Annotated in this window: 19 protein-coding genes; 11 read left to right on the forward strand and 8 right to left on the reverse strand. The window is 73.1% G+C overall.

The window, feature by feature from the left end; all coding sequences use genetic code 11:
- The first annotated feature begins 147 nt into the window (after positions 1-147).
- The 3 genes from bla (at position 148) to ACI79T_RS14640 (ending at position 5770) form a co-directional block, all read left to right on the forward strand.
- A complete protein-coding gene (bla, locus tag ACI79T_RS14630) occupies positions 148-1083 on the forward strand; it encodes a class A beta-lactamase (protein WP_456610803.1) in 936 nt (311 codons plus the stop codon).
- 163 nt (positions 1084-1246) lie between these two features.
- Complete coding sequence (locus ACI79T_RS14635; RefSeq protein ID WP_456610804.1) at positions 1247-3850, forward strand: bifunctional FO biosynthesis protein CofGH; 2604 nt, start codon at positions 1247-1249, stop codon at positions 3848-3850.
- Positions 3851-4570: 720 nt separating this feature from the next.
- Entirely contained in the window at positions 4571-5770 is a 1200-nt protein-coding gene (locus ACI79T_RS14640) for a hypothetical protein (protein WP_456610805.1), read from the forward strand.
- Between the two features lie 85 nt (positions 5771-5855).
- Here the strand turns inward: ACI79T_RS14640 and ACI79T_RS14645 are convergent, their stop codons facing one another.
- Complete coding sequence (locus tag ACI79T_RS14645) at positions 5856-6680, reverse strand: alpha/beta hydrolase (protein WP_456610806.1); 825 nt, start codon at positions 6678-6680, stop codon at positions 5856-5858.
- A 51-nt stretch (positions 6681-6731) separates the two neighbouring features.
- Between ACI79T_RS14645 and ACI79T_RS14650 the strand changes: the two genes are divergently transcribed.
- A complete protein-coding gene (locus ACI79T_RS14650; protein ID WP_456610807.1) occupies positions 6732-7172 on the forward strand; it encodes a cupin domain-containing protein in 441 nt (146 codons plus the stop codon).
- A gap of 110 nt (positions 7173-7282) precedes the next feature.
- Here the strand turns inward: ACI79T_RS14650 and ACI79T_RS14655 are convergent, their stop codons facing one another.
- Positions 7283-9196 carry a glycosyl hydrolase family 28-related protein gene (locus ACI79T_RS14655; protein WP_456610808.1) on the reverse strand — a complete coding sequence of 638 codons (1914 nt, stop codon included), beginning with the start codon at positions 9194-9196 and terminating at the stop codon, positions 7283-7285.
- A gap of 195 nt (positions 9197-9391) precedes the next feature.
- Here ACI79T_RS14655 and ACI79T_RS14660 point away from each other — a divergent pair, with 195 nt between their 5' ends.
- Genes ACI79T_RS14660 through ACI79T_RS14670 form a run of 3 tightly spaced genes read left to right on the forward strand, consistent with a single transcriptional unit; the run spans position 9392 to position 11531 of the window.
- Complete coding sequence (locus ACI79T_RS14660; RefSeq protein WP_456610809.1) at positions 9392-9937, forward strand: hypothetical protein; 546 nt, start codon at positions 9392-9394, stop codon at positions 9935-9937.
- Positions 9938-9946: 9 nt separating this feature from the next.
- Positions 9947-10363: a hypothetical protein gene (locus ACI79T_RS14665; RefSeq protein ID WP_456610810.1), complete on the forward strand. Its 417-nt coding sequence runs from the start codon at positions 9947-9949 to the stop codon at positions 10361-10363.
- 37 nt (positions 10364-10400) lie between these two features.
- A complete protein-coding gene (locus ACI79T_RS14670; protein WP_456610811.1) occupies positions 10401-11531 on the forward strand; it encodes a hypothetical protein in 1131 nt (376 codons plus the stop codon).
- Between the two features lie 35 nt (positions 11532-11566).
- On the opposite strand, the gene ACI79T_RS14675 is transcribed toward ACI79T_RS14670, so the two are convergent.
- Both ACI79T_RS14675 and ACI79T_RS14680 read right to left on the reverse strand, forming a co-directional pair.
- Positions 11567-11818: a Txe/YoeB family addiction module toxin gene (locus tag ACI79T_RS14675; protein ID WP_456610812.1), complete on the reverse strand. Its 252-nt coding sequence runs from the start codon at positions 11816-11818 to the stop codon at positions 11567-11569.
- Positions 11815-12060: a type II toxin-antitoxin system Phd/YefM family antitoxin gene (locus ACI79T_RS14680; protein ID WP_456610813.1), complete on the reverse strand. Its 246-nt coding sequence runs from the start codon at positions 12058-12060 to the stop codon at positions 11815-11817. The genes ACI79T_RS14675 and ACI79T_RS14680 overlap by 4 nt, the downstream gene beginning before the upstream one ends.
- Before the next feature lie 95 nt (positions 12061-12155).
- Here ACI79T_RS14680 and ACI79T_RS14685 point away from each other — a divergent pair, with 95 nt between their 5' ends.
- From ACI79T_RS14685 to ACI79T_RS14695, 3 genes are read left to right on the forward strand one after another with little or no spacing between them, the layout of a single operon-like run.
- Positions 12156-13169: an NADPH:quinone reductase gene (locus ACI79T_RS14685; protein ID WP_456610814.1), complete on the forward strand. Its 1014-nt coding sequence runs from the start codon at positions 12156-12158 to the stop codon at positions 13167-13169.
- A 22-nt stretch (positions 13170-13191) separates the two neighbouring features.
- Positions 13192-13551, forward strand: a complete 360-nt coding sequence (locus ACI79T_RS14690; RefSeq protein WP_456610815.1) for a LuxR family transcriptional regulator — start codon at positions 13192-13194, stop codon at positions 13549-13551.
- Positions 13552-13596: 45 nt separating this feature from the next.
- On the forward strand, positions 13597-15285 hold the full coding sequence (locus tag ACI79T_RS14695; protein ID WP_456610816.1) for a DUF885 domain-containing protein: 1689 nt from the start codon (positions 13597-13599) through the stop codon (positions 15283-15285).
- A gap of 208 nt (positions 15286-15493) precedes the next feature.
- Here the strand turns inward: ACI79T_RS14695 and ACI79T_RS14700 are convergent, their stop codons facing one another.
- From ACI79T_RS14700 to ACI79T_RS14710, 3 genes are read right to left on the reverse strand one after another with little or no spacing between them, the layout of a single operon-like run.
- Entirely contained in the window at positions 15494-16648 is a 1155-nt protein-coding gene (locus ACI79T_RS14700; protein ID WP_456610817.1) for an acyl-CoA dehydrogenase family protein, read from the reverse strand.
- Complete coding sequence (locus ACI79T_RS14705) at positions 16648-18645, reverse strand: ATP-binding protein (protein WP_456610818.1); 1998 nt, start codon at positions 18643-18645, stop codon at positions 16648-16650. The genes ACI79T_RS14700 and ACI79T_RS14705 overlap by 1 nt, the downstream gene beginning before the upstream one ends.
- A gap of 11 nt (positions 18646-18656) precedes the next feature.
- Positions 18657-20270 (reverse strand): carboxyl transferase domain-containing protein, encoded by a 1614-nt coding sequence (locus ACI79T_RS14710; protein WP_456610819.1) that lies wholly within the window; start codon positions 20268-20270, stop codon positions 18657-18659.
- A 90-nt stretch (positions 20271-20360) separates the two neighbouring features.
- On the opposite strand from ACI79T_RS14710, the gene ACI79T_RS14715 reads away from it, so the two are divergent.
- The gene (locus tag ACI79T_RS14715) at positions 20361-20987 is read left to right on the forward strand and encodes an SACE_7040 family transcriptional regulator (protein ID WP_456610820.1); all 627 of its coding nucleotides are present in this window, start codon (positions 20361-20363) and stop codon (positions 20985-20987) included.
- Position 20988: 1 nt separating this feature from the next.
- Here the strand turns inward: ACI79T_RS14715 and ACI79T_RS14720 are convergent, their stop codons facing one another.
- A complete protein-coding gene (locus ACI79T_RS14720) occupies positions 20989-22800 on the reverse strand; it encodes a hypothetical protein (RefSeq protein WP_456610821.1) in 1812 nt (603 codons plus the stop codon).
- Positions 22801-22939: the final 139 nt, after the last annotated feature.

The following is a 22939-nucleotide window of genomic DNA, read 5'->3' on the forward strand; positions in this document are numbered from 1 at the left end:
GCCGTGCACGGAGAAGTCTCAGACAGGTGATCCCCGGCGTGGAAGGGGCAACGACGGCCACATGCCCCGCCCCGCTTTCAGACCGGAAGGTCGCTCCGGGTGTCGCCTTAAAGTCGGCCGGGCCCGCACGGATAGCGTCCGGAACCGATGAGCACAGCGAGGGCCCGGTCCGGTCGTGCGGCGTCCGTCGTCCTGCTGACCGCGCTGCTCGGTGCCTGCTCGACCGCGGAGCCGGCGGCCGGGCCGGCGGCCGGCACGCCGACCTCCCCGTCGACCTCTGCCCCCACGTCGGCGCCCGCGGTGGACGTCGCCCCCGCCTTCCAGCAGCTGGAGGCGGAGTTCGACGCCCGGCTCGGCGTGTTCGCCGTCGACACCGCAACCGGCCGGACCGTCGAGCACCGCGCGGACGAGCGGTTCGCGTTCGCCTCCACGCACAAGGCGCTCACGGCCGCCGCCGTCCTCGACCGAACGTCCGCGGCCGAGCTCGACCAGCTGGTCCCGTACACCGCGGACGAGCTGGTCGCGCACTCGCCGGTGACCGGGCCGCACGCCGGCGCCGGGCTCCCCCTGCGCGACCTGCTGCAGGCCGCGATCCAGCAGAGCGACAACACCGCCGCCAACCTGCTGCTGGCCCGGCTCGGTGGCCCGGACGGCTTCGAGCAGGTGCTCCGCGCGCTCGGGGACGACGTCACCCGGGCCGACCGGACGGAGACCGAGCTCAACACGGCGGTGCCCGGAGACGAGCGGGACACCAGCACCCCGCGCGCGCTGGCCACGGACCTGCGGGCGGTCCTGCTGGACGGAGCCCTGGAGCCCGCCGACCGCGACCTCCTCACCGGGTGGCTGCGGGACAACACCACCGGCGCGACCCTGATCGAGGCCGGCGTCCCCGCCGAGTGGGACGTGGCGGACAAGTCCGGCGCCGGTGGCCACGGCACGCGCAACGACATCGCCGTGATGTGGCCGCCGGACGGCGCGCCGATCGTGCTCGCCGTCCTCTCCAGCCGGGCGTCCGCCGACGCCGGGTACGACGACGCGCTGGTGGCCCGGGCCGCCGCGGTGGTCGCCGGCGCCCTGCGCTGAGGGTCCGTGCGCCCCGTCCCGGGACGGGTGGGCCGGTTCCGTTCTCCGGACTGTCTGCCTCTGCCCACTCCGGCTGGGCAGAGGCAGACCGCCGGCGGCCCCACCCCTCCGAACCGGGTCGGCAACGCCGTCGTCATCCCGGCGGGCTAGCGTCGGACGCGCTATGAGCGCTCTGCCTGCACCGTCCGAGTCCGCCGTCCGCCGCGCCCTGGTGCGCGCCGAGCGCGGCGTCGCCCTCGACGCCGTCGAGGCCGAAACCCTGCTGCACGCCCGCGGCCTGGGCGACGGGGAGCCGCTGGACCGCCTGCTCACCGCCGCCGGCCGGGTCCGCGACGCGGGTCTGGCCAGCGCCGGGCGGCCGGGCGTCGTCACCTACAGCCGCAAGGTGTTCATCCCGCTCACCCACCTGTGCCGCGACCGCTGCCACTACTGCACCTTCGTGACGACGCCGGGGCAGCTGCGGGCCCAGGACAAGGCCCCCTACCTCTCCCCCGACGAGGTGCTCGACATCGCGCGGGTCGGTGCCGCACTGGGCTGCAAGGAGGCGCTGTTCACCCTCGGCGACCGCCCCGAGGACCGCTGGCCGGTCGCGGCCGAGTGGCTGGAGGCGCACGGCTTCGACTCGACGCTGGGCTACCTGCGGGCGATGGCGATCCGGGTGCTCGAGGAGACCGGGCTGCTCCCCCACCTCAACCCCGGCGTGCTGACCTGGGAGGAGATCCAGCGGCTCAAGCCCGTCTCCGCGTCCATGGGGATGATGCTGGAGACGACGGCGACCCGGCTGTGGTCCGAGCCCGGCGGCCCGCACTACGGCAGCCCTGACAAGGAGCCCGCCGTCCGGCTGCGGGTGCTCGAGGACGCCGGGCGCTCCGCGGTCCCGTTCACCACCGGCGTGCTGCTGGGCATCGGCGAGGACTACGCCGAGCGGGTGGACGCCGTCGCCGCGATCCGGGCCAGCGCGCAGCGGCACGGGCACGTGCAGGAGGTCATCGTCCAGAACTTCCGGGCCAAGCCGCGCACCGCGATGCAGGCCCACGACGACCTGGAGCTGCAGGAGTACGTCGCCGCGGTCGCCGTCACCCGGCTGCTGCTCGGCCCCAAGGCCCGCGTCCAGGCGCCGCCGAACCTCTCCGACTCCACCGAGCTCGGCCTGCTGCTGCGCGCGGGCGTCGACGACTGGGGCGGGGTCAGCCCGCTGACCCCCGACCACGTCAACCCCGAGCGGCCGTGGCCGAACATCGACAAGCTGGCCGCGCTGTCCGCGGAGGCGGGGTTCGAGCTGCGCGAGCGGCTGGCCGCCCAGCCGCCGTACGTGCTGCGGCCCGAGCCGTGGCTGGACCCGCGGGTGCGCCCGCACGTCGACGCGCTCGCCGGTCCCGACGGGCTGGCGGTCGAGGGCCGGATGCCCGCCGGGCTGCCGTGGCAGGAGCCGGACGAGTCGTGGACCTCGTCGGGCCGGGTCGACCTGCACGTCGAGGTGGACACCGTCGGGCGGACCGGCGACCGGCGCAGCGACTTCGACGCCGTATACGGCGACTGGTCGGAGCTGCGCTCCCGCACCGAGAGCGCCCGCGACGGCTCCTCGACGGCGCTGACCGTCGGGAACCCCGAGGTGCACGCCGCCCTGGCGCACGCCGAGACCGACCCGGCCGGGCTCTCCGACGCCGAGTACCTGGCGCTGCTCGGCGCCGACGGCCCGGACCTGGAGGCACTGGCGGCGCTGGCCGATTCGGTCCGCAGGGACGTGAACGGCGACGACGTCACCTACGTCGTGAACCGGAACATCAACTTCACCAACGTCTGCTACACCGGCTGCCGGTTCTGCGCCTTCGCCCAGCGGCGCACCGACGCCGACGCCTACACGCTCTCGATGGCCCAGGTCGGCGACCGGGTCGACGAGGCGTGGGCCGCCGGCGCGACCGAGATCTGCATGCAGGGCGGGATCCACCCCGACCTCCCCGGCACCGCCTACTTCGACCTCGCCCGCGAGGTGAAACAACGGCAGCCCGGCATCCACCTGCACGCGTTCTCGCCCATGGAGATCGTCAACGGCGCCGCCCGCACCGGGCTGTCGTTCCGCGACTTCCTCACCGAGCTCAAGGCCGCGGGTCTGGACTCCATCCCCGGCACGGCCGCGGAGATCCTCGACGACGACGTCCGGTGGGTGCTGACCAAGGGCAAGCTGCCGACGGCGACCTGGCTGGAGATCATCGGCACCGCGCACGAGGTCGGGATCCCGACGACGTCGACGATGATGTACGGCCACGTCGACACCCCGGCGCACTGGGTCGGGCACCTGCGCACCCTCGCCGCGCTGCAGGACCGCACCGGCGGCTTCAGCGAGTTCGTGCTGCTGCCGTTCGTGCACCACAACTCCCCCATCTACCTGGCCGGCGTCGCCCGGCCGGGTCCGACGGTGCGGGAGAACCGGGCGATCCACGCGGTGGCCCGGCTGCTGCTGCACGGCCGGATCCCCAACATCCAGACCTCGTGGGTGAAGCTCGCCGACGCCGGCACCAAGGCGGTGCTGCAGGGCGGGGCCAACGACCTCGGCGGCACGCTGATGGAGGAGACGATCAGCCGGATGGCCGGCAGCGAGAACGGCTCGCTGAAGACCATCGCCGAGCTGGAGGCCATGGCCGCCGCCATCGGCCGGCCCGCCCGTCAGCGCACCACCGAGTACGGGATGCCGTCGGCCGAGCGGATCGCCACCGCGCGCTCCGAGGAGGGTCGCGCCCGGCTGACCCTCTCGATCTCGCCGCGCTGAGGTAGGCGATGTTGAAGCTCCACGACCAAGGCGTGTACCCAAGCTGAACGCAGAACCCCGAACATCCCGGCGAGCGTCTCACTTTCCGTGCGCGAGCACGCACCACTGTTGTTTGCTAGAAGTGCGATGTTGCGGCATCCGGTCGACCAGCCGTTAAGCCTCGGCGGTTCGAACGGCACGCTCTGAACGTTTCGGGCCAGCCGCGATACTGTCACCGGCACGCACGCCGCTCAACGCCACGCAGGAAGGGCCGATGATCGACCGACATCCCGACTGCCGCCAATTGCGCGTAGACAGTGACGCCGTTCACATGTCATCTTGCAACAAGACGCCCTACCAATCGCTAAACTATCACCGGACTCCCGGCTATATTCCTGCCAAATCCAAGTGGTCCCTACCCACACCGATTGCGGAATGCAATCTGTTCTGCTCGTGCGAGCCCTCACCCGTCCGTGACCCTCAGGGCAATCTCTGGCATATCGATACACACGGCCCGCCCGTCGGTACGCGTGGAGAACGCGTCGCGGTCTTCCTGCACCCCTCCGAAGGCGCTGAAGAATGGCACGGCTTTCCGTACGCAGGCGACCAGAAACGCCGATTGTCGGGTGGGAGCTACGCCAACACGCCGCGCCGAGTGCCGAAATCCGTGTTAGATGAATTGCAAAAGCGTGGAGCGATAACAGCGGTCGACTACGACCGACTTCGGGGGGGTCGACTTTGATGCGGGTCATTAGAATCCTAGTCCCGGGCGACTGGCGGGACGGCTGGATCTACAAGGATTCGATCTACCTCGTCGACCGAAGCAACTCATTTTTTTGCGCGCCAGTTCGCGAAGCACTCAACGCCATTTCGGCAGACTACGGTCCTGCCAGCACCTTGGCCGCCGAGGCTCTTGTCTTTAGATCGGGCGACTGGAAGAACTCTGCTCTCTTTGAGCGTGCGGTCGCATTGCGCTCAACCCGACTGGAAATACTTGACGTCCCCGATATCGTCATTCCCGACGGGATCTTTCGGCCCGTCTCTACCCTGAATCTTGACTCTTACCTATACGACTTTAAGTTCTACGCCAACCGCGTGTACATGGCCTCAGAAGAAGGCCTGTTTGAATCGAGAGTAGACCCCGACCACCCCTGGTTGGCCGCCGACCTATCAGCCGGGGCTCCCGTGCCAGCTACGGCCATCGCAGCGAATTACGGCCTACTACTCGCCTCAGCCGGAGAAGACGGCCTCTGGCAAAGCCACATTGATTTTGGTTTCGATTCGCCCATCTCAGTCGACGACAGCAAACTGAAGCGGCTCGCTGACAATTCATCATCCGCGTCCTTCGCAAGACATAACGTAATCAATTACGCCATCGAGGATGGCCGGTCAACAACGGAACTTTACAGAGGCGAGACGATAACTGTTCCTCGCTCACTAAATCAAAAATTCGAGTCGGTTCGCATCGAGTCACTCAAGAGCCCGCTGCGGCTCGATCATCTAGATGATCGACCTAAGCACGGAGCCAAGCGCAAGGGTGCCGTCGAACGGCCAGTCGAGCGACTGCACATTGTCGCCAATCACTGGAACACCCTATTAGCCCAGCAGAAGGATGAGGTCCAAGTCGTCAATCTCACCGTCGCGAAGAATGAAAACCCACGCCTCAACGTGCGGGACAGATGGGCGTCGGAGGAGACGAAGCGGGAGATGTCCGTTTCACTGGAGGGTGCCCACTCGATTCAAGGAGTTAAGTCAGGCTTTGTAATTGAGCGAGACGACACCCTTGCACTCTTCTCAAGGCATGGCAGTGTCGACCTCCTCAAGGAGGCCGTTGGTCGCGTTCGAACCTTCCCAGACTCGCAGCGCGTAACCGATACAGTCTTTGCAACCACCAATGCAGGATGCCTCTTCATGGGCTATAAGGATCTCGAGTCTAATTAGTCTTCACACCTCCAGTAAGCCGATATCGGCCCGGGGATCGCCACCGCACGCTCCGAGGCAGGCCGCTTCCGGCTGACGCTCTCGGTCATCCCGCGCTGAGGTGGGCGAGCTCCACGACCGCCGTGACCACCTCTTCCCCGGCGAGCAGGACGAGGTCGTTGTGGTCGGCGCCCGGCACCTCGACCACCCGGTGCAGGCCGGCCGCGGCGTCGGCGACCGCCCGGCTCTGCGTCGGCGGGACGATCGAGTCGGCGCCGCCGTACACGACCGTCGTCGGCACCTGGATCCGGCGGACCAGCTCGGCCACCGGGTAGCGGTCGCGCAGCAGCGCCCGCACCGGCAGGAACGGGTAGTGCTCGCTGCCCACCGCGGCCAGGTCGACGAAGGGCGAGCGCAGCACCAGGCCGGCGGGCGGGTGCTCGCTCGCCAGCTCGGTCGCGACGGCCGCGCCGAGGCTCTCGCCGAAGTACAGGAGCCGGTCGGCCGGGACCTGCGCCCGGTCCAGCAGGAAAGCCCGCGCCGCACGGGCGTCCAGCGCCAGCCCGGCCTCGCTGGGGCTGCCCGGGTTGCCCCCGTAGCCGCGGTAGTCGAACAGGAGGACGGCGAGCCCCTCGTCGGCGAGCGCGCGAGCCAGCGGGGCCCGCATGCCCCGGTGGCCGCCGTTGCCGTTGGCGACGAGCACCGCGGGGGCGTCCGGCGTCCGGCCCGGGACGAACCAGCCGGCCAGCCGCAGCCCGTCCGCGGTCTCGAGCACGACGTCCCGGGCGCCCGGCACGGCCTCCGCCGCCGGGGCGACCGGCCCGGCGTCCGGCAGGTAGACCAGGTGGCGCTGGAACGCCCAGAGCAGGCTCACCAGGACAGTGCACAGCAGGACGACGACGACCGCAGCCACCCCCGCCCTGCGCAGCATCTCCCGATGCTCCGCCTGCCACGCGCGGCGAGCCAGCGCTAGCGTCCGCACATGGCACACGACCACGCCGCCGACGGCACCGACCACTGGCACGCGCCGCTGCGGCACGTCCGCGCGGCCGAGCTCTCGACCGCCACCGGCCAGAGCAGCGGGATGACCCGCAAGGAGGCCGTCTCCGGGAAGAGCGTCGGGGCGGAGAAGGTCTGGATGGGCGAGGCGCACGTCGCGCCGGGCACCGCCTCGGCCAACCACCACCACGGCGACTCCGAGACCGGCATCTACGTCGTCTCCGGCCGGCCCGTCTTCGTCTTCGCCCGCGACGGCGAGGAGGTCCGGCTGACCCCGGAGCCGGGCGACTACGTCTTCGTGCCGCCGTGGACGCCGCACCGCGAGGAGAACCCGGGCGAGGAGGAGGCGGTCGTCGTCCTGGCGCGCAGCAGCCAGGAGGCGATCGTGGTCAACCTCGCTCCCGGCTCGCTCACCGAACTCTGACGGGGCGCCGCGCAGCCGCGGACTGGGCAGCCTGCGGCACAGGCCGGCCCGGAAGCCCCCGGTGGGCCGCCGCGGTCCCCCGCCGCGGCCCACCGGAGGTCAGCCGCGGGTCACGGCGCCGGGTACTCCACGACGTACTGCGGCGTGCCGGCGGTGCTCGGGTCCGACCGGCCACCGACCCCGTTGACCACGTGCTCGATGACGCCGATGCCGTCCAGGTGCACGGTCATGACGTGGTGCAGCTGTACCCCGGGCGTCTCCGGCACCTCGAACCCGTTCTCGGTGGTGATCCCGGGAGCGGCGTTGCGCTGGTAGCCGTACACGCCACCGCCGAACAGCTGGTGCCGCTGCACGTCGTCCCCGACCTTGTACCCCGCCCAGCCCAGCGTGCCGTCCGGCTCCTGCCACTCGGCCTGCGACGGCGGGCCGTAGGGCAGCTCGTTCTGGTACAGCACCACGGTCCCGTCCTCGCCGTTCCAGATGGTGTTGTGCTCCTGGAAGTGCTCGACGAACAGGCCGGTCGCCGTGACGTCGTCCCCGTTGACGACGGCGCCGTTGCGGCCGGTGTTGATCTGCCAGCGGTCGGTGTCACCGAGGTAGCCCTCGGTGAAGTCCTCGACGCCGTGGTCGGCGCGCCACACCCAGGTGTGGTCGATGAGGACGTCGTCGCTGTTCACCTCGAGCGCGATGTCGGCCTTGCCGATGTGCGGCCCGCCGACGCGGAAGTAGACGTCGGACAGCGTCGTGGGGTCGGCCGGGTTCGACTGCCCGCCCCTGCCCGAGGGGTTGCCCACCTGCAGCAGCACCGGGGACTCCTCGGTCCCCGCGTCGATCGTCACCCCGGCGACGACGGCGCCCCGGACGTCGGCGACCGTCAGGGGGGTCGAGCCGTCGACGGCGGTCAGCGTGGCCTGCCCCAGGCCGAGGACGACGCTGCCCGCCCGCTTCACCGCGATGCTCTGCGCGACGTCGTACACGCCGGGGGTGAGCAGCAGGTGCTTGCCGCGGGCGAGCTGCCTGTTCATCTCCTGCACCGACGTGGCCGGCGTCGCGATCAGGAACTCCCTGATCGGCAGGGCCCGGCCCGGCGTCGTCCCGTCGGCCCAGCTGGTGCCGGCCGAGTCGGCCTGCGCCGAGGGCACGCGGACGACGTAGCGGCCCCGGTCGTCGACGAAGAGGTAGGGCTTCTCCCGGCTGACGGGGGTGGTCTCCAGGGTCGTGTACGGCGGGTCGGGGAACGTCGCGTCGTCGGGTGCGCCGACCACGCCGGAGAAGACCTGGTTCCACACCCCGTTCGACCAGCCGCCGATGACGCTGTTCCGGGTCAGCCACTGCTGCTGGGAGCCGTTGACGACGAACGGCAGGTTCGAGTCGGCGATGAACCCGCCGCTGGCGTACTGCGGCCCGGCGGTGCAGTAGTCCATGAGCGACAGGTTGGCGCCAGTGATGTTCACCCGGCGCAGGGAGACCGCCTGCGAGACGGCCCAGAAGTTCGCGGTCTGCCGGCAGTCGTCCTGGCCGGTGCCGTTCACGGCGACCGTCAGGTTCGACACCGTGCGCCAGAAGTTGTTCAGCGCGATGCAGTTGGTGGTGCCGCCGTCGTCCAGGCAGCGGTTGTAGACCTCCACCTTGCCGTTGATCACGACGTCGGTGGGCTGCTCGCCCAGGCCGGAGACCTCGGTGTAGTAGCCGACCTTGATCTGCAGCGGCTCGGTCGCGGTGCCGTAGGTGCCCGGCAGAAGGAGGTAGGCGTACCGCTCGGAGCCCATCTCGTTGTCCCGCTGGCGTTCCCAGGTGGCGTCGAGGGTCGCCTGGATCTCGCTCACCGGCATGCTCGGGTCGAAGACGGTCACGTTGGCGCCGAGGTCCGGGGCGAACGGGTCCGTGGGTGGCGAAGGTGCGGCGGTGGCCACGCCGGCGGTCGCCGGCGCGACCAGGAGAGCGGCGGCGATGGCGAGCGCGCCGCCCAGGCGGCTGCTCGAGCGGGCGCGCGGGCGGGCGCGCCGGGTGCGGAACGGTGTCATCGGGAACCTCGTCCTCCAGTCGGAACTGTGAGCCGCGTCACGGCTTCGACAGCCTAGGAGGTGGTGTCGACGAGCGAGCGCGCGGTGACCGCCGCACGCACCTCCTCCGATCCGCGAGCGGCCCCCTACTCCCGTCGCGCCGCCGTCGACCATCGGCCGATGGTGCGCACGGCCGCCGGCCGATTGGCTGGGCCCGTGGAACAGGAGCACGGCACCCGGGGCCTCGACGTCGCCTCCGGGCTGATCTGGTTCGTGGCGATCTCGCAGGGCGCGGTGCCGCTCGTGGTCCGCGGCATCTTCGACCGGGACGGCCGCTTCGCGCTCACCCTGCTGCTCCCCGCCCCGTGGTGGTGGATCAGCTGCGTCGCCGTGCTGGCGCTGGCGGCCGTCGCGCTGCTGCTCGTGGAGGACGCGAAGGAGCGCCGCCGGCCCGAGCCTGCAGCCCAGCCGGAGGACGGGGCCGGGGCCGAGGCCGGGAAGTCCGCTGCCGAGGGCTACGACGCCCTCTCCGCGATCGTCCTGCTGGTCGGCGTCTACAACGGGATCGCCCCGTTCGTCGCCCGGCTGGTCTTCGGCGTCGACCTCTTCCTCGCGTTCACGCTGCGCCTGCCCGCCCCGTGGTGGTGGATCGCCTCGCTGGCCGTCGTCGTCGCCGCGGCCGTGGCCCTGGGGCTGATCGACCGCGCCAAGCACCGCACCGGGGGCGACGCGCCACCGAGCCGGCCGGATGCCGGCGGCTAGCCTCGGGCCATGGGGTACTTCGGCACGCTCGTCTACAGCGAGGGACGCTGGCGCACGGGCCGGCCGACGGCGGTGCCGTTCCTGATGGTGGACGTGCACGACAGCAACATCGCCACCGTGGACTACCGCGCGGCCGACGCCTCCGGCGGCCGCTTCTTCCTCGGCTACGAGCCGCGCGTCTACTTCGACGAGCCGGACGCCTCCGCGCCGGTCGACACCGACGCAGAGGCCGAGGGCTTCGCCCGGTGGGTGCGCGACGCCGTCGGCACGGTGCTGGAGCCGGCCCAGGTGCGGGCGCTGATGGCCTCCCCCGGCGGGGTGCCGCCGACCGACGAGGTGGTCGAGCAGACCGTCGAGCGGCTGCTCGCGCTCGCGGGGCTGCCGACCCCCGAGTGGCCCACCGACGACGACGCACCGCCCGGGTGACCCGGGGGCAGGGGAACTCCGCCGTACCGTCCCGGCAGTGAGGACCCGCGGCTCCCGGCGTGCGGCGACGCTCCCCCTGGCCGCATGCCTCCTGCTGGCCGGCTGCAGCACGAGCGTCCTCGGCGAGCCCTGGCCGAGCACGCCGACCGCGCCCTACGACCACCCGCCGCTGCGGGAGGACTCCGTCGCCCGCCCCGTCTCCGCCGAGGGCGACATCGCCCGCGTCCCCGACGGGCTCACCGCCGCCGGCTTCTTCTGCGCCCAGGTCCGCGCGAACGACGCCGCCGTCCAGGTGCGGTGCCTGCGGCGCACCACGAGCGCCCCGCCGGCCGCCGAACCGGCCGTCACCACGGTGGACCTGATGACCACACCCGAGGGCGAGCTGCAGTTCGCGCACGTCGAGCTGCCGGAGAAGCTGCTGGACCCGTCCGCGGTGCAGCAACCGCACGCCGAGGCGCTGATGGCGGTCCTGGACGCCTCGCTGTTCCGGCTCTGGCCCGAGGACGACGACGGCGTCCGCGCCGTCCTCGACGAGCTGGCCGCGTACTCCCCCGGTTGGGATCCCACCGACCCGCGGCCACCGGAGCAGCGCACCGTGCGCGCCGGTTCGGCCCGGTACGTCGTCACCGAGATCGCCGACGCCGGGTACGGCACCGTCGACCACGACCCCGCGCTGGAGCTCACCGTCACCACCCCTCTGGTGGACGACCGCAGCTGGCCCTACGGCAGCGAGCACTACGCGCGCGCCACGGTCGAGGCGGCGCCCGGGCTCGAGGCCGGCGGCTTCGACTGCTACGGCGACATCGAGCAACCCTGCACCCGGCCCGCCGGCAACCAGCAGATCGACTACCGGACCTTCGCCGACACCGACCGGGTGCTCGCGGTCTCCTTCGGGATCGGGGGCGGCGTGCTCGACCCGGCCGTCGGGACGCCGTCGCTGGCCTCCTGGGGCTTCCCCCAGGGGCTCACCTTCCTCACCGACGCGGTCCGCCCGGCCGTCGAGGCCCGGCTGGAAGAGGTGCGCCGCACCGGGGAGCCGTTCACCGGCATCGTGGCCGGCGTACTGCTCGACCTCCAGGCCTCGGCCACCACGGTCAGCGCCGACGGCACCTACGCGGTGCGGGTGGACGTCACCATCGGCGCGCCGCTGCCGGAGCTCCCGTCCTGACGCACCTGCGGGCTGACCACGACCAGCAGGCCGGGTCAGTAGTGGTATCGCGCCTGCAGGATCACGAGGTCGTCCCCACGGACGGTGTAGACGAGGCGGTGCTCCTGGTCGATCCGGCGGGACCAGCAGCCCGACAGGTCCCCGCGCAGGCGCTCCGGCTTCCCGGCGCCGACGGCCGGGTCCCTGGCCGCCTCGGTGATCAGCCTGTTGATGCGGCCCAGCGTCTTCCGGTCCCCCGTCCAGCTGGTGCAGTCCTCCCAGCCGTGGGTCGTGAAGACGATCCTCACTCGGCCAGGTCGTGCGGCTCCGCCTTCCCAGCGGCCGCCTCCACAAGGCTCTCCCGCAGGCGCTGAGCGTTCGTGGGCGACTGCAGGAGGTGCACGGTCTCCTTCAGCGAGTGGTACTCGTCGGCGGAGACGAGGAAAGCCGTCCCCCGCTTCGAGACGATCTCGACCGCGATCTGGTCCTCGTTGACCTCCTCGATCAGCGGGAACAGGCGCTGACGGGCCTCGCTGGCAGTGACGGACATGGGTCCTCCATCGGCATGTTGTACCGGAAACCGTACCACTCCGCCGCAGATTCAAGGGGTGGTGTCCTCCTGACCGGGCCGGGTAGCGGACGACGGTGCGAGCGATCTCCTACACCCAGCCCGGTGGCCCCGACGTCCTGCAGCTGACCGACCGCCCGGTCCCCGAGCCCGGCCCCGGCGAGGTGCGCGTCCGCGTCGCCTTCTCCGGGGTGAACCCGACCGACTGGAAGTCCCGGACCACCGCGCAGCCCGGACCCGACGGGCAGGTGCCGAACCAGGACGGCTCCGGCACCGTCGACGCCGTCGGCCAAGGCGTCGACCCGGCGATGCTCGGCCAGCGGGTGTGGATCTGGGAGGCCGCCTGGCAGCGGGCGTGGGGCACCGCCGCGGAGTTCACCGTCGTCCCGGCGCGGCACGTCGTCCTGCTCGGCGCGGACCCGTCGTTCGAGCTCGGCGCGGCGCTGGGCATCCCGTTCCTCACCGCGCACCGCTGCCTGACCGTCGCCGAGTCGCTGCCCGACCGGCTGGGCCCCGGCGCGCTCACCGGGCACACCGTGCTGGTGCAGGGCGGCGCCGGAGCCGTCGGCAACGCGGCGATCCAGCTCGCCCGCTGGGCCGACGCGACGGTGATCGCCACGGTCAGCAGCCCGCGCAAGGCCCAGCTGGCGGCCGCCGCCGGCGCCGACCACGTCGTGGACTACAAGGACCAGGACGTCGTCGCCGAGGTGCGGAAGATCGCACCGAAGGGCGTCGATGCCATCGTCGAGGTGTCCGCCGCGGTCAACGCCGGCATCGACGCGCAGGTGATCGGTATGCACGGCGCCGTCGCCATGTACGCCGACGACGGCGGCGCGGAGGTGACCGTGCCGGTGCGCGCGCAGATGGGGCCCAACGCCCGCTGGCAGTTCGTGCTGGTCTACACCGAGCCCGAGCGGTCCAAGGTGCTCGGCATCGAGGACGTCGTCACCGCGGTCGCCGACGGCGCGATCCGGGTCGGCGAGGACGCCGGCCTGCCGCTGCACGTCTTCGGCCTGGCCGAGACCGCGCAGGCGCACCAGGCGGTGCAGGACGGCGCCGTCGGCAAGGTGCTGATCGACGTCACCGCGTGACCGGTGGGCCTAGGGTCGACGCATGGGTGACTCCGGAGCAGCCGTCGACCTGTCCGCGCTCGCCGAGGAACTGCTGGGGAAAGCCACCGGTGAGCACTCGGGCCGCGCCGGGCGCACGCTGCCGCACCCCGTCGACGGCCTGCGCCAGACCGTGATCGCCCTCCGCGACGGGGCCGAGCTCGCCGAGCACGAGAGCCCCGGGCCGGCCAGTCTGCTGGTGCTCCGTGGTCGCGTGCGGCTCGTCGCCGGCGAGCACACCGACGAGCTGGGCGCCTCCCAGGTGGCGCCCGTCCCGGATCGCCGGCACAGCCTGCACGCCGACGAGGACTCCGTCGTGCTGCTCAGCGTCGCGGTCCCGCAGCGCGCGCCCCGCGCGCACTGACCGCGGCGGACGGACGGGGAGCCGGGGCCGGATAGCGTGGGTGCGGTGACCGGCTTCCCCGCGCGTCCGCCCTCCCCGCTCGACCAGCTCGCCGACGGCTTCGTCGAGAGCTACGCGGCCTCGCAGCCGACGGTGGCCACCTACATCGGCGTGCGGGGGCACGACGACCGGTGGCCGGACCTGAGCACCGACGGGCACGCCGCCCACGCCGAGCTGCTCCGGCGGACGCGCACGCAGGCCGAGGCCCTGGAGCCGGTCGACCGGCGCGACGAGGTGGCGCGCAGCGCGATGCTCGAGCGGCTCGGCGCCGAGCTCGACCGGTACGACGCGGGCTACGCGCAGGCGGAGCTCAACACGATCAGCAGCCCGCTGCAGGACTTCCGCGAGACGTTCGACCTCATGCCGACCGAGACCGAGGAGGACTGGACCACCGTCGCCGTCCGGATGGCGGCCATGCCCGCCGCCCTGCTGCGCTACGCGCGCGGCCTGGACGACGCCGCCGACCGCGGCCGCGTCTCCGCCGCCCGCCAGGTGCGGCTGGCGGCGGAGCGCGCCCGGCAGTGGGCCGGCGACGACGACCGCCCCGGCTACTTCACCCGCCTGGTGCGCGACGCCCCCGTCGCGGAGCGCAGCCCGCTCGGCCGCGACCTGGCCGACGCCGCGCAGCGGGCCTCCGGCGCCCTGCACGGGTTCGCCGGGCACCTGGAACGCGTCCTCCTGCCGCTCGCGCCCGAGGCCGACGGGGTGGGCCGGGACCGCTACGTGCTCGAGTCGCGGTTCCACACCGGCGCCCGGCTGGACCTGGACGAGACCTACGACTGGGGCTGGGCGGAACTGGCGCGGATCGTCGCCGAGAAGGAGCGGCTGGCCGAGGAGATCGCGCCCGGGCAGGGGGTGGCCGGCGCGATGGCTGCGCTCGACGCCGACCCCGCCCGGATGATCCGCGGCCGGGACGCCCTGCAGGCGTGGCTGCAGGAGACCGCCGACCGCACCGTGGCCGCGCTGGACGGCGTCCACTTCGACATCCCCGAGCCGGTCCGCCGGATCGAGGGACGGCTCACGCCGACCTCGGGCGAGGGCGTCTACTACAGCGCGCCGACCGAGGACTTCAGCCGCCCCGGCCGGATGTGGTGGTCGCTGCCCGAGGGCGTCGACGACATGACCACCTGGCGCGAGACGACGACGGTGTTCCACGAGGGCGTGCCCGGCCACCACCTGCAGATCGGGCAGACCCTGCACGACGCCGCCCGGCTCAACCGGTGGCAGCGGTTGCTGTGCTGGTGCTCCGGCAGCGCCGAGGGCTGGGCCCTGTACGCCGAGCGGCTGATGGGCGAGCTGGGCTTCCTCGAGGATCCGGGCGACCGGATGGGCATGCTGGACGCGCAGGAGCTGCGGGCCGCGCGCGTCGTCCTCGACATCGGGCTGCACCTGGATCTGCCGATCCCGGCCGGAGCGGCCACGGGCACCCGCTGGGACTACGACGTCGCCCTGGCCTTCCTCCGCCGGCACGTCAGCATGGACGACGCCATGCGGGTCGACGAGCTGCACCGCTACCTCGGCTGGCCCGGCCAGGCGCCGGTCTACAAGGTCGGCGAGCGTGTCCTCCTCGCCTGCCGGGAGGAGGCCCGGCGGCGGGCGGGCGATGCGTTCGACCTCCGGGAGTGGCACCGCTCCGTCCTGCAGCTGGGCCAGCTCGGCCTCGACCCGCTGGCCGCGGAGCTCGCCCGCAGCTGAGCGCCGGCGGGCGGCTGCGGGTCGAACCGGGCAGCCAGGGGTTGAACCGCGGGCGCACGCGGCTCAACCCTCAGCGGTGCGGCCAGACCTGCCCTCTGCCGCGGTCGCGCCGGGAGAACCGCGTCAGCCGACGATGCGCCCACTGGTCGGCTTCCGCCCCCGGTCCGCTCCTCGCTCGCTGGCGCTCGCTGCGATGCTCCCGCCGGCGTCAGCCGACGCCGAGGTCCCGGGCGATAAGCATCCGCTGCACCTCGCTGGTGCCCTCCCCGATCTCCAGGATCTTGGCGTCCCGGTAGAAGCGGCCGACCGGGAACTCGTTCATGAACCCGTAGCCCCCGTGCACCTGGGCGGCGTACCGGGCGTTGTCCATGGCGACCTCGGAGCTGTACAGCTTGGCGATCGACGCCTCGCGCTTGAACGCCTCGCCGCGCAGCATCTTCTCCGCCGCCCGGTAGTAGGCCAGCCGCGCGGTGGAGGCCCGCACCTCCATGTCGGCGATCATGAACTGCACCGCCTGGTTCTTCCCGATCGCCTGGCCGAACGCCTCCCGCTCACCGGCGTACTTCACCGACTCGTCGACGCAGCCCTGCGCCAGCCCCACCGACAGCGCCGAGATCGCGATCCGGCCCTCGTCGAGGATGGAGAGGAACTGCGCGTAGCCGCGGCCCCGCTCCCCCACGAGGTTCTCCTCCGGCACCCGGCAGTCGTCGAAGGACAGCTCGCGGGTGTCGGAGGCGTTCCAGCCGACCTTGGAGTAGCGCTTCCCGACGGTGAGCCCCGGGGTGCCCGAGGGCACGATGATCGCCGAGATCTCCTTCTTGCCGTCCGGCTTCGTACCGGTCACCGCGGTCACCGTCACCAGCGCCGTCAGGTCGGTGCCGGAGTTGGTGATGAACGCCTTGGACCCGTTGATCACCCAGTGCCCGTCCTCCAGGCGCGCCGTCGTGCGGGTCGCCCCGGCGTCGGACCCGCCGCCGGCCTCGGTCAGACCGAACGCGCCCAGCGCCTCCCCGGTGCACAGCCGGGGCAGCCACTCCTGCTTCTGCTCCTCGGTGCCGAACCGGTAGATCGGCATGGCCCCGAGCGAGACGCCGGCCTCCACCGTGATCGCCATGGAGCTGTCCACGCGGGCCAGCTCCTCCAGCGCCACGCAGAGGTCGAAGTAGGTGCCGCCCGAGCCGCCGTACTCCTCGGGGAACGGCAGGCCGAACAGCCCCAGCTCGCCCATCTGCCGCACGATCTCGGTGGGGAACTCGTCGCGCTCGTAGAACTCGCCGATCTGCGGGGCGATCACCTCGCGGGCGAACTCGCGGACGGTCGTCCGAAGAGCCTCGGTCTCGTCGCTGAGCCGGTAGTCCAACATCAGTTCTCCTGCTGCTCGGGCTCGGCCGCCGGGGTCACCAGCGCCAGCCGCTCGTCCAGCGCGACCGTCTGGCCCGCCGTCACACCGAGCTCGGCCACCGTCCCCGCGACCGGGGCGGTGAGCACGTGCTCCATCTTCATCGCCTCGACGACCAGCAGCGGGGTGCCCGCCTCCACCTCGTCGCCGACCGACGCCTGCACCACCGTCACCGTGCCCGGCATGGGCGAGGTGACGACGCCGTCGCCGGCGGCCGACCCGGCCGCGTCCGACAGCCGCTCCTGCTCGCGCAGCGCAACGACCTGCCCGCCCGCCGCCAGCCAGACGGTGCCGCCCTCGTGGACGACCGCGTAGCCGGTCGTCACGTCGCCGAAGGTGACGCTCAGCCGGTCACCGTGCCGGACCGCGCTCGCCGGCACGATCCCGCCGGCCACGCGGACCTCGGCACCGGACGCGGGCCCGCGCACCTCGACCTCCACCGGCTCGCCGCCGGCGGCGGTCAGCCGGCGGACCGTCCAGGCCGGCTCCCCCAGCCGCCAGCCGTCGCGGCGCTCCCACGGGTCGACGACCGGTCCGGCCGGCTCGGACTCCAGCTGCACCGCCAGCGCGGCGGCGACGTAGGCGGACATGGGCACCGGCGCGGCGGTCGTCAGCTCGTCGCCGCGGCGCTCGATCAGCCCGGTGTCCAGCTTCCCCGCGACGACGTCGGGGTCGGTGAGCAGCGCGCGCAGGAAGGACGCGTTGGTCGTGACACCGAGGACGGAGGTCCGGCCGAGCGCTCCGACCAGCCGGGCACGGGCGGTCTCGCGGTCCGGCCCCCAGGCGATCACCTTGGCCAGCATCGGGTCGTAGTCGGTGCCGACGACCGACCCCACGGCCAGCGAGCTGTCCACCCGGATGCCGGGGCCCTCGGGCTCGCCCAGCCCGAGCACCGTGCCGGCCTGCGGCAGGAAGCCGCGCGCCGGGTCCTCGGCGTACAGCCGCGCCTCGATGGCGTGCCCGTCGAGGGAGACGTCGCTCTGGTCGATCGGCAGCCGCTGCCCCGCCGCCACCCGGATCTGCTGCTCCACCAGGTCCAGCCCGGTGATGCACTCGGTGACCGGGTGCTCCACCTGCAGCCGGGTGTTCATCTCCAGGAAGAAGAACTCGCGCGGCTGGTCGGCGTCGACGATGAACTCGACCGTGCCCGCCCCGGTGTACCCGACGGCCTTCGCCGCCTCCACGGCCGCCCGCCCCATGGACGCCCGCATGGAGGTGTCCAGCAGCGGCGAGGGAGCCTCCTCGATCACCTTCTGGTGCCGGCGCTGCAGGCTGCACTCGCGCTCGCCGAGGTGGATCACGGTGCCGTGCGCGTCCCCCAGCACCTGCACCTCGATGTGCCGGGAGTTCCCCACGTAGCGCTCGACCAGCAGGGTGTCGTCGCCGAAGGAGTTGCGCGCCTCGCGCCGGGCCCCGGCGATCGCCTCGGGCAGCTCCTCCTTGCCGCGGATTACCCGCATGCCCTTGCCCCCGCCACCGGCGCTGGGCTTGAGCAGCACCGGGAACCCGGCGGCGACGGCCGCGTCGGCGACCTCGTCGTCGCTCATGCCCGGCTCGGTCCGGCCGGGCACGACGGGCACCCCGGCGGCCATCACCGTCTGCTTGGCACGGATCTTGTCGCCCATCGCCTCGATCGCGGCGACCGGCGGCCCGATGAAGACGATCCCCGCCTCGGCGCAGGCGCGGGCGAAGTCCACGTTCTCCGAGAGGAACCCGTAGCCGGGGTGGATCGCCTGGGCGCCGGTCTGCGCGGCGGCGGCGAGCACCCGGTCGATGGACAGGTAGCTCTCCGCGGCGGGCGCGGGGCCCAGCCGGACGGCGACGTCAGCCAGCCGGGTGTGCAGTGCGCCGGCGTCGGCGTCGCTGTGGACGGCGACGGAGCGGATGCCCATCTCCCGCAGCGTGCGGAGAACCCGGACGGCGATCTCGCCGCGGTTGGCGACCAGGACGGTGTCGAACATGGGATCGGCCTCTACATCCGGAAGACGCCGTAGCCGACGTCCTCCAACGGGGCGTTGGCGCACGCGGAGAGCGCCAGGCCGAGGACCGTGCGGGTCTGCGCGGGGTCGATCACGCCGTCGTCCCAGAGCCGGGCGGTGGCGTAGTAGGGGTGGCCCTGGGCCTCGTACTGCTCGCGGATGGGCGCCTTGAAGGCCTCCTCGTCCTCGGCCGACCACTCGTCACCGCGCGCCTCGATGCCGTCCCGGCGGACCGTCGCCAGCACCGACGCCGCCTGCTCTCCGCCCATGACCGAGATGCGGGCGTTGGGCCAGGTGAAGAGGAACCGCGGCGAGTACGCCCGGCCGCACATCGAGTAGTTGCCCGCGCCGAACGAGCCGCCGATGACGACGGTCAGCTTCGGCACCCGCGCGGAGGCGACGGCGGTGACCATCTTCGCGCCGTGCTTGGCGATGCCGCCGGCCTCGTAGTCCCGGCCCACCATGAAGCCGGAGATGTTCTGCAGGAACAGCAGCGGGATCTTCCGCCGGTCGCACAGCTCGATGAAGTGCGCGCCCTTGAGCGCCGACTCGGCGAACAGCACGCCGTTGTTGGCGATGATCCCCACCGGGTGCCCGTGCAGCCGGGCGAAGCCGGTGACCAGCGTCTGCCCGTAGAGCGGCTTGAACTCGGCGAAGCGCGAACCGTCGACCAGCCGGGCGATGACCTCGCGGACGTCGTAGGGCGTGCGCGGATCCGGCGGCACGACCTCGTAGACCGACTCCGGGGCGTGCACCGGCTCGTCGACCGGCTCGACGTCCCACGGGCGCGGCTCGCGCGGGCCCAGCGTCGACACGATCTGCCGGACGATCTGCAGGGCGTGCGCGTCGTCGTCGGCCAGGTGGTCGGTGACCCCGCTGACCCGGCTGTGCAGGTCTCCCCCGCCCAGGTCCTCCGCGGTGACGACCTCGCCGGTCGCGGCCTTCACCAGGGGCGGGCCGCCGAGGAAGATCGTGCCCTGCTCGCGGACGATCACGGCCTCGTCGCTCATCGCGGGCACGTAGGCGCCCCCGGCGGTGCACGACCCCATGACCGCCGCGATCTGGGCGATCCCCGCCTTGGAGAGGTTGGCCTGGTTGTAGAAGATCCGGCCGAAGTGCTCGCGGTCGGGGAAGACCTCGTCCTGCATCGGGAGGAAGGCGCCGCCGGAGTCGACCAGGTAGATGCACGGCAGCCGGTTCTGCAGCGCCACCTCCTGGGCCCGCAGGTGCTTCTTCACCGTCATCGGGTAGTAGGTCCCGCCCTTGACGGTGGCGTCGTTGGCGACGACGACGCACTCGCGCCCGGACACCCGGCCGATGCCGGTGATGATGCCGGCGGCCGGCGCCTCGCCGTCGTACAGGCCGTGCGCGGCCAGCGGCGAGAGCTCCAGGAACGGGCTGCCGGGATCGAGCAGCGCGTCGACCCGCTCGCGGGGCAGCAGCTTGCCGCGGGCGGTGTGCCGCTCGCGGGCCCGCTCACCACCGCCGAGGGCCACCCGCCGCAGCTGCCCGGCGAGATCGGCGACGAGTTCGGCGTGCGCGGCGGCATGGCGAGCGGCCGCCCCGGGATCGGCCGGGAGGGTTCGGGGAAGCACCGGTGCGTCCACGGGCCCGAGGTTAACGGTGGTTCACACTGCGGTCCAGCCCACACGGGCGAGGGGTTAACCGCCGTTCACCGCGGGGCTACCATGCCTGGCATGACGCCGGCCGGCACGCGCCCGGATCCGGGCCCCGCCACCCAGGACACCGCACTGCTCGCCGATGCCGACCGCCCGTCGCGGCGGGAGCAGATCCTGCAGGCGGCGGCACAGCTGTTCGCCGAGCGCGGCTCGCGCTCGGTCGGCGTGGACGACGTCGGCGCGGCCGTCGGGGTGACCGGGCCGGCGATCTACCGGCACTTCGCCAGCAAGGACGCGATGCTCGCCGAGATGCTCCTGCGGATCAGCGAGCGGCTGGCCGACGGCGGCCGCGAGCGGGTGGCCGCCGCGGGCCCCGACTCGGCCGCCCAGCTCCGCGCGCTGATCGACTTCCAGGTCGACTTCGCCCTGGACAATCCCGCCCTGATCGTCGTGCACGACCGGGACCTCACCTCCCTGCCCGAGGCCGAGGCCGGTCAGGTGCGCCGGCTGCAGCGCCGCTACGTCGAGGTGTGGGTGGCGGTGCTCGCCCGGCTGCACCCCGGTGCCGACGCGGTCGCCTGCCGGGCGCGGGCGCACGCCGTCTTCGGGCTGATCAACTCCACCCCGCACAGCGCCGGCCAGCTCGACCGGGCCGCCATGGCCGGACTGCTGCGCGGGATGGCCTGGGCGGCAGCCACCGGCTAGCTCAGCCGCCGGGCGGCGGCGGTACCGGCAGGGCCAGCCCGTCGGAGGCGACCTTGTCCACCGTGGCCGTGCCGCCGGCGGTGGCCGGATCGGCCCAGGCGCTCTCCACGATCGTCACGGTCGGGCCCGAGACCGCGCTGGCGTACTCCGCCGAGCGCAGTTGCGCCGGAGCGCCGTCGTAGGTGACGCCCTCGCGGAGCAGGTCGTTGACGTTGCCGCTGCCGTTGCGGTCGGTGAGCGCGCGCAGCTCGCGGGCCACCGCGGCGTCGGACATGGTCACCCGCGACACCGACACGACGACCGGGGCGCCGTCGACCTCGGCGGAGTACAGCGCACGGGACAGCCCCGCGCAGTCGGTTCCGGCGAAGAAGTCGGCCACCGACCCGTAGGCGTGGCCCGCGCACGTGTCGTCCACCCGCACGGCCTCGACGGTGAACTCCGTGCCGTCGACCGAGCGCACGTCGCCCTCGGCCGGCCCGGGCGCGGCGGCGCCCGGCGCGGGTGTGCCGCTGCCGGCCACCACGTCGTCGGATCCGGCGCCGGGCAGCAGCCAGGCCGCCGCAGCGACGAGCGCGACCAGTACCACGGCGGCGGCCACCAGGGCGGCGATCCGGCGGTGCCGGCCCGAGGGCGACGGCTCGCCGCCACGGTCGGCGGCGGCTTCCCGATCAGTGGCGGTGACGCCCCGCCCCGAAGCCGTGGCGCCCCGTCCCGGGGCGGCGCCCCACGCCGGGGACAGCGGTGGCCGGACCGGCGGCTCGGCCGCCCCCGGGGTCGCCGGCAGCACCGCCGTCCGCGGCCCGCGGGGCGGAGCCGTGCCGTCGCCGTCCGGCTCACCACCCCCGAAGAGACCGCCGATGCCGGCGTCACCGCCCGGCGGCGCGGGCGGACCGTCCACCTCGACGGTGTCGCGCCGCCCGGGAAGGCCGGGCACCGGCGCGGGCGGGGCGGCTGCCGCCACCGCGGCCGCGTTCGCGGAGGCGACCGAGGCCGCGACCGCCCGGGCGACGGCGGTGGCGCTCAGCGGATCGCCCGCGTAGGCCGTCGGGTCCGGCCGGTCCGCCTGCCCGGCGTCCCCTGCCGCGTCGTCGCGTCCGGTCGGTGGCGCCACCTGCGGGGAGGCGGCCATCGCGGCCGGCGCGAACAGCTGCGGGCGCCGCAGGACGTAGGGCGAGTACGGGAAGGCCTCGCCGTTGAGCTCCTCGACCGTGGGGCCGCGACCGGGCAGCTCCAGCGCCTCGAGGGCCGCGCGCACGTCGGCGGTGGTCCACAGCCGGGGGTTGCCCACACCGGCGTGGCGGCTGGCCCGGCCGAAGGCGAGGAGGAGGGAACGCGGATCGAGGGTGGCGACCTGGTCGCCCTCACCGAGGTCGCCGTCGGCCGGCACCAGCCCGGTGATCTCGCCGACCAGGACGGTGAGGCGGGCGATCCGGCCCGGCTCGAGGCCGGCCCGCCGCAGCTTCACCGCGGTGTCCATCCCGGCCCGCATCAGCCCGTCCAGCGGCGTGGACCCGCCGCCGGCGAGCTGCAGCACCTGACCGGGCCCGCCTTCGGGGCCGATGGTCCACGCGCCTTCAGGGGTCGCCGTCACGACGCCGGACTGCCGCAGCACCTCGACCACCCGGATGACCGCGATCCCCTCGGGCACCAGCAGGACGGCGTCGGACTGGCGGCGGCCGAGCGGCCCGTCGACCAGCGGCAGGGAGGCCACCACCGCGGCGCGCACCGATGCGCCGGTGTCCCACCGCGCGAGCTCGCCGAAGAAGGCGCGCTCCCCCGCCGTCTCCAGCGGTGCCGGGGTCAGGGCCAGCACGTCGTCCTCCGGGGGAGCTCGGGTTCTGCGATCAGGGTTCCACCGGCCCGGCGGGGTGCGGGGGCGCGCGGTTCGGCGGGCACCCCGTCGCGCAGCCGTCCCCCGACGCTACGTCACCGGACGGGCTGCGCCGGCGCCG

Source organism: Blastococcus sp. SYSU DS0619 (genome assembly GCF_054051035.1).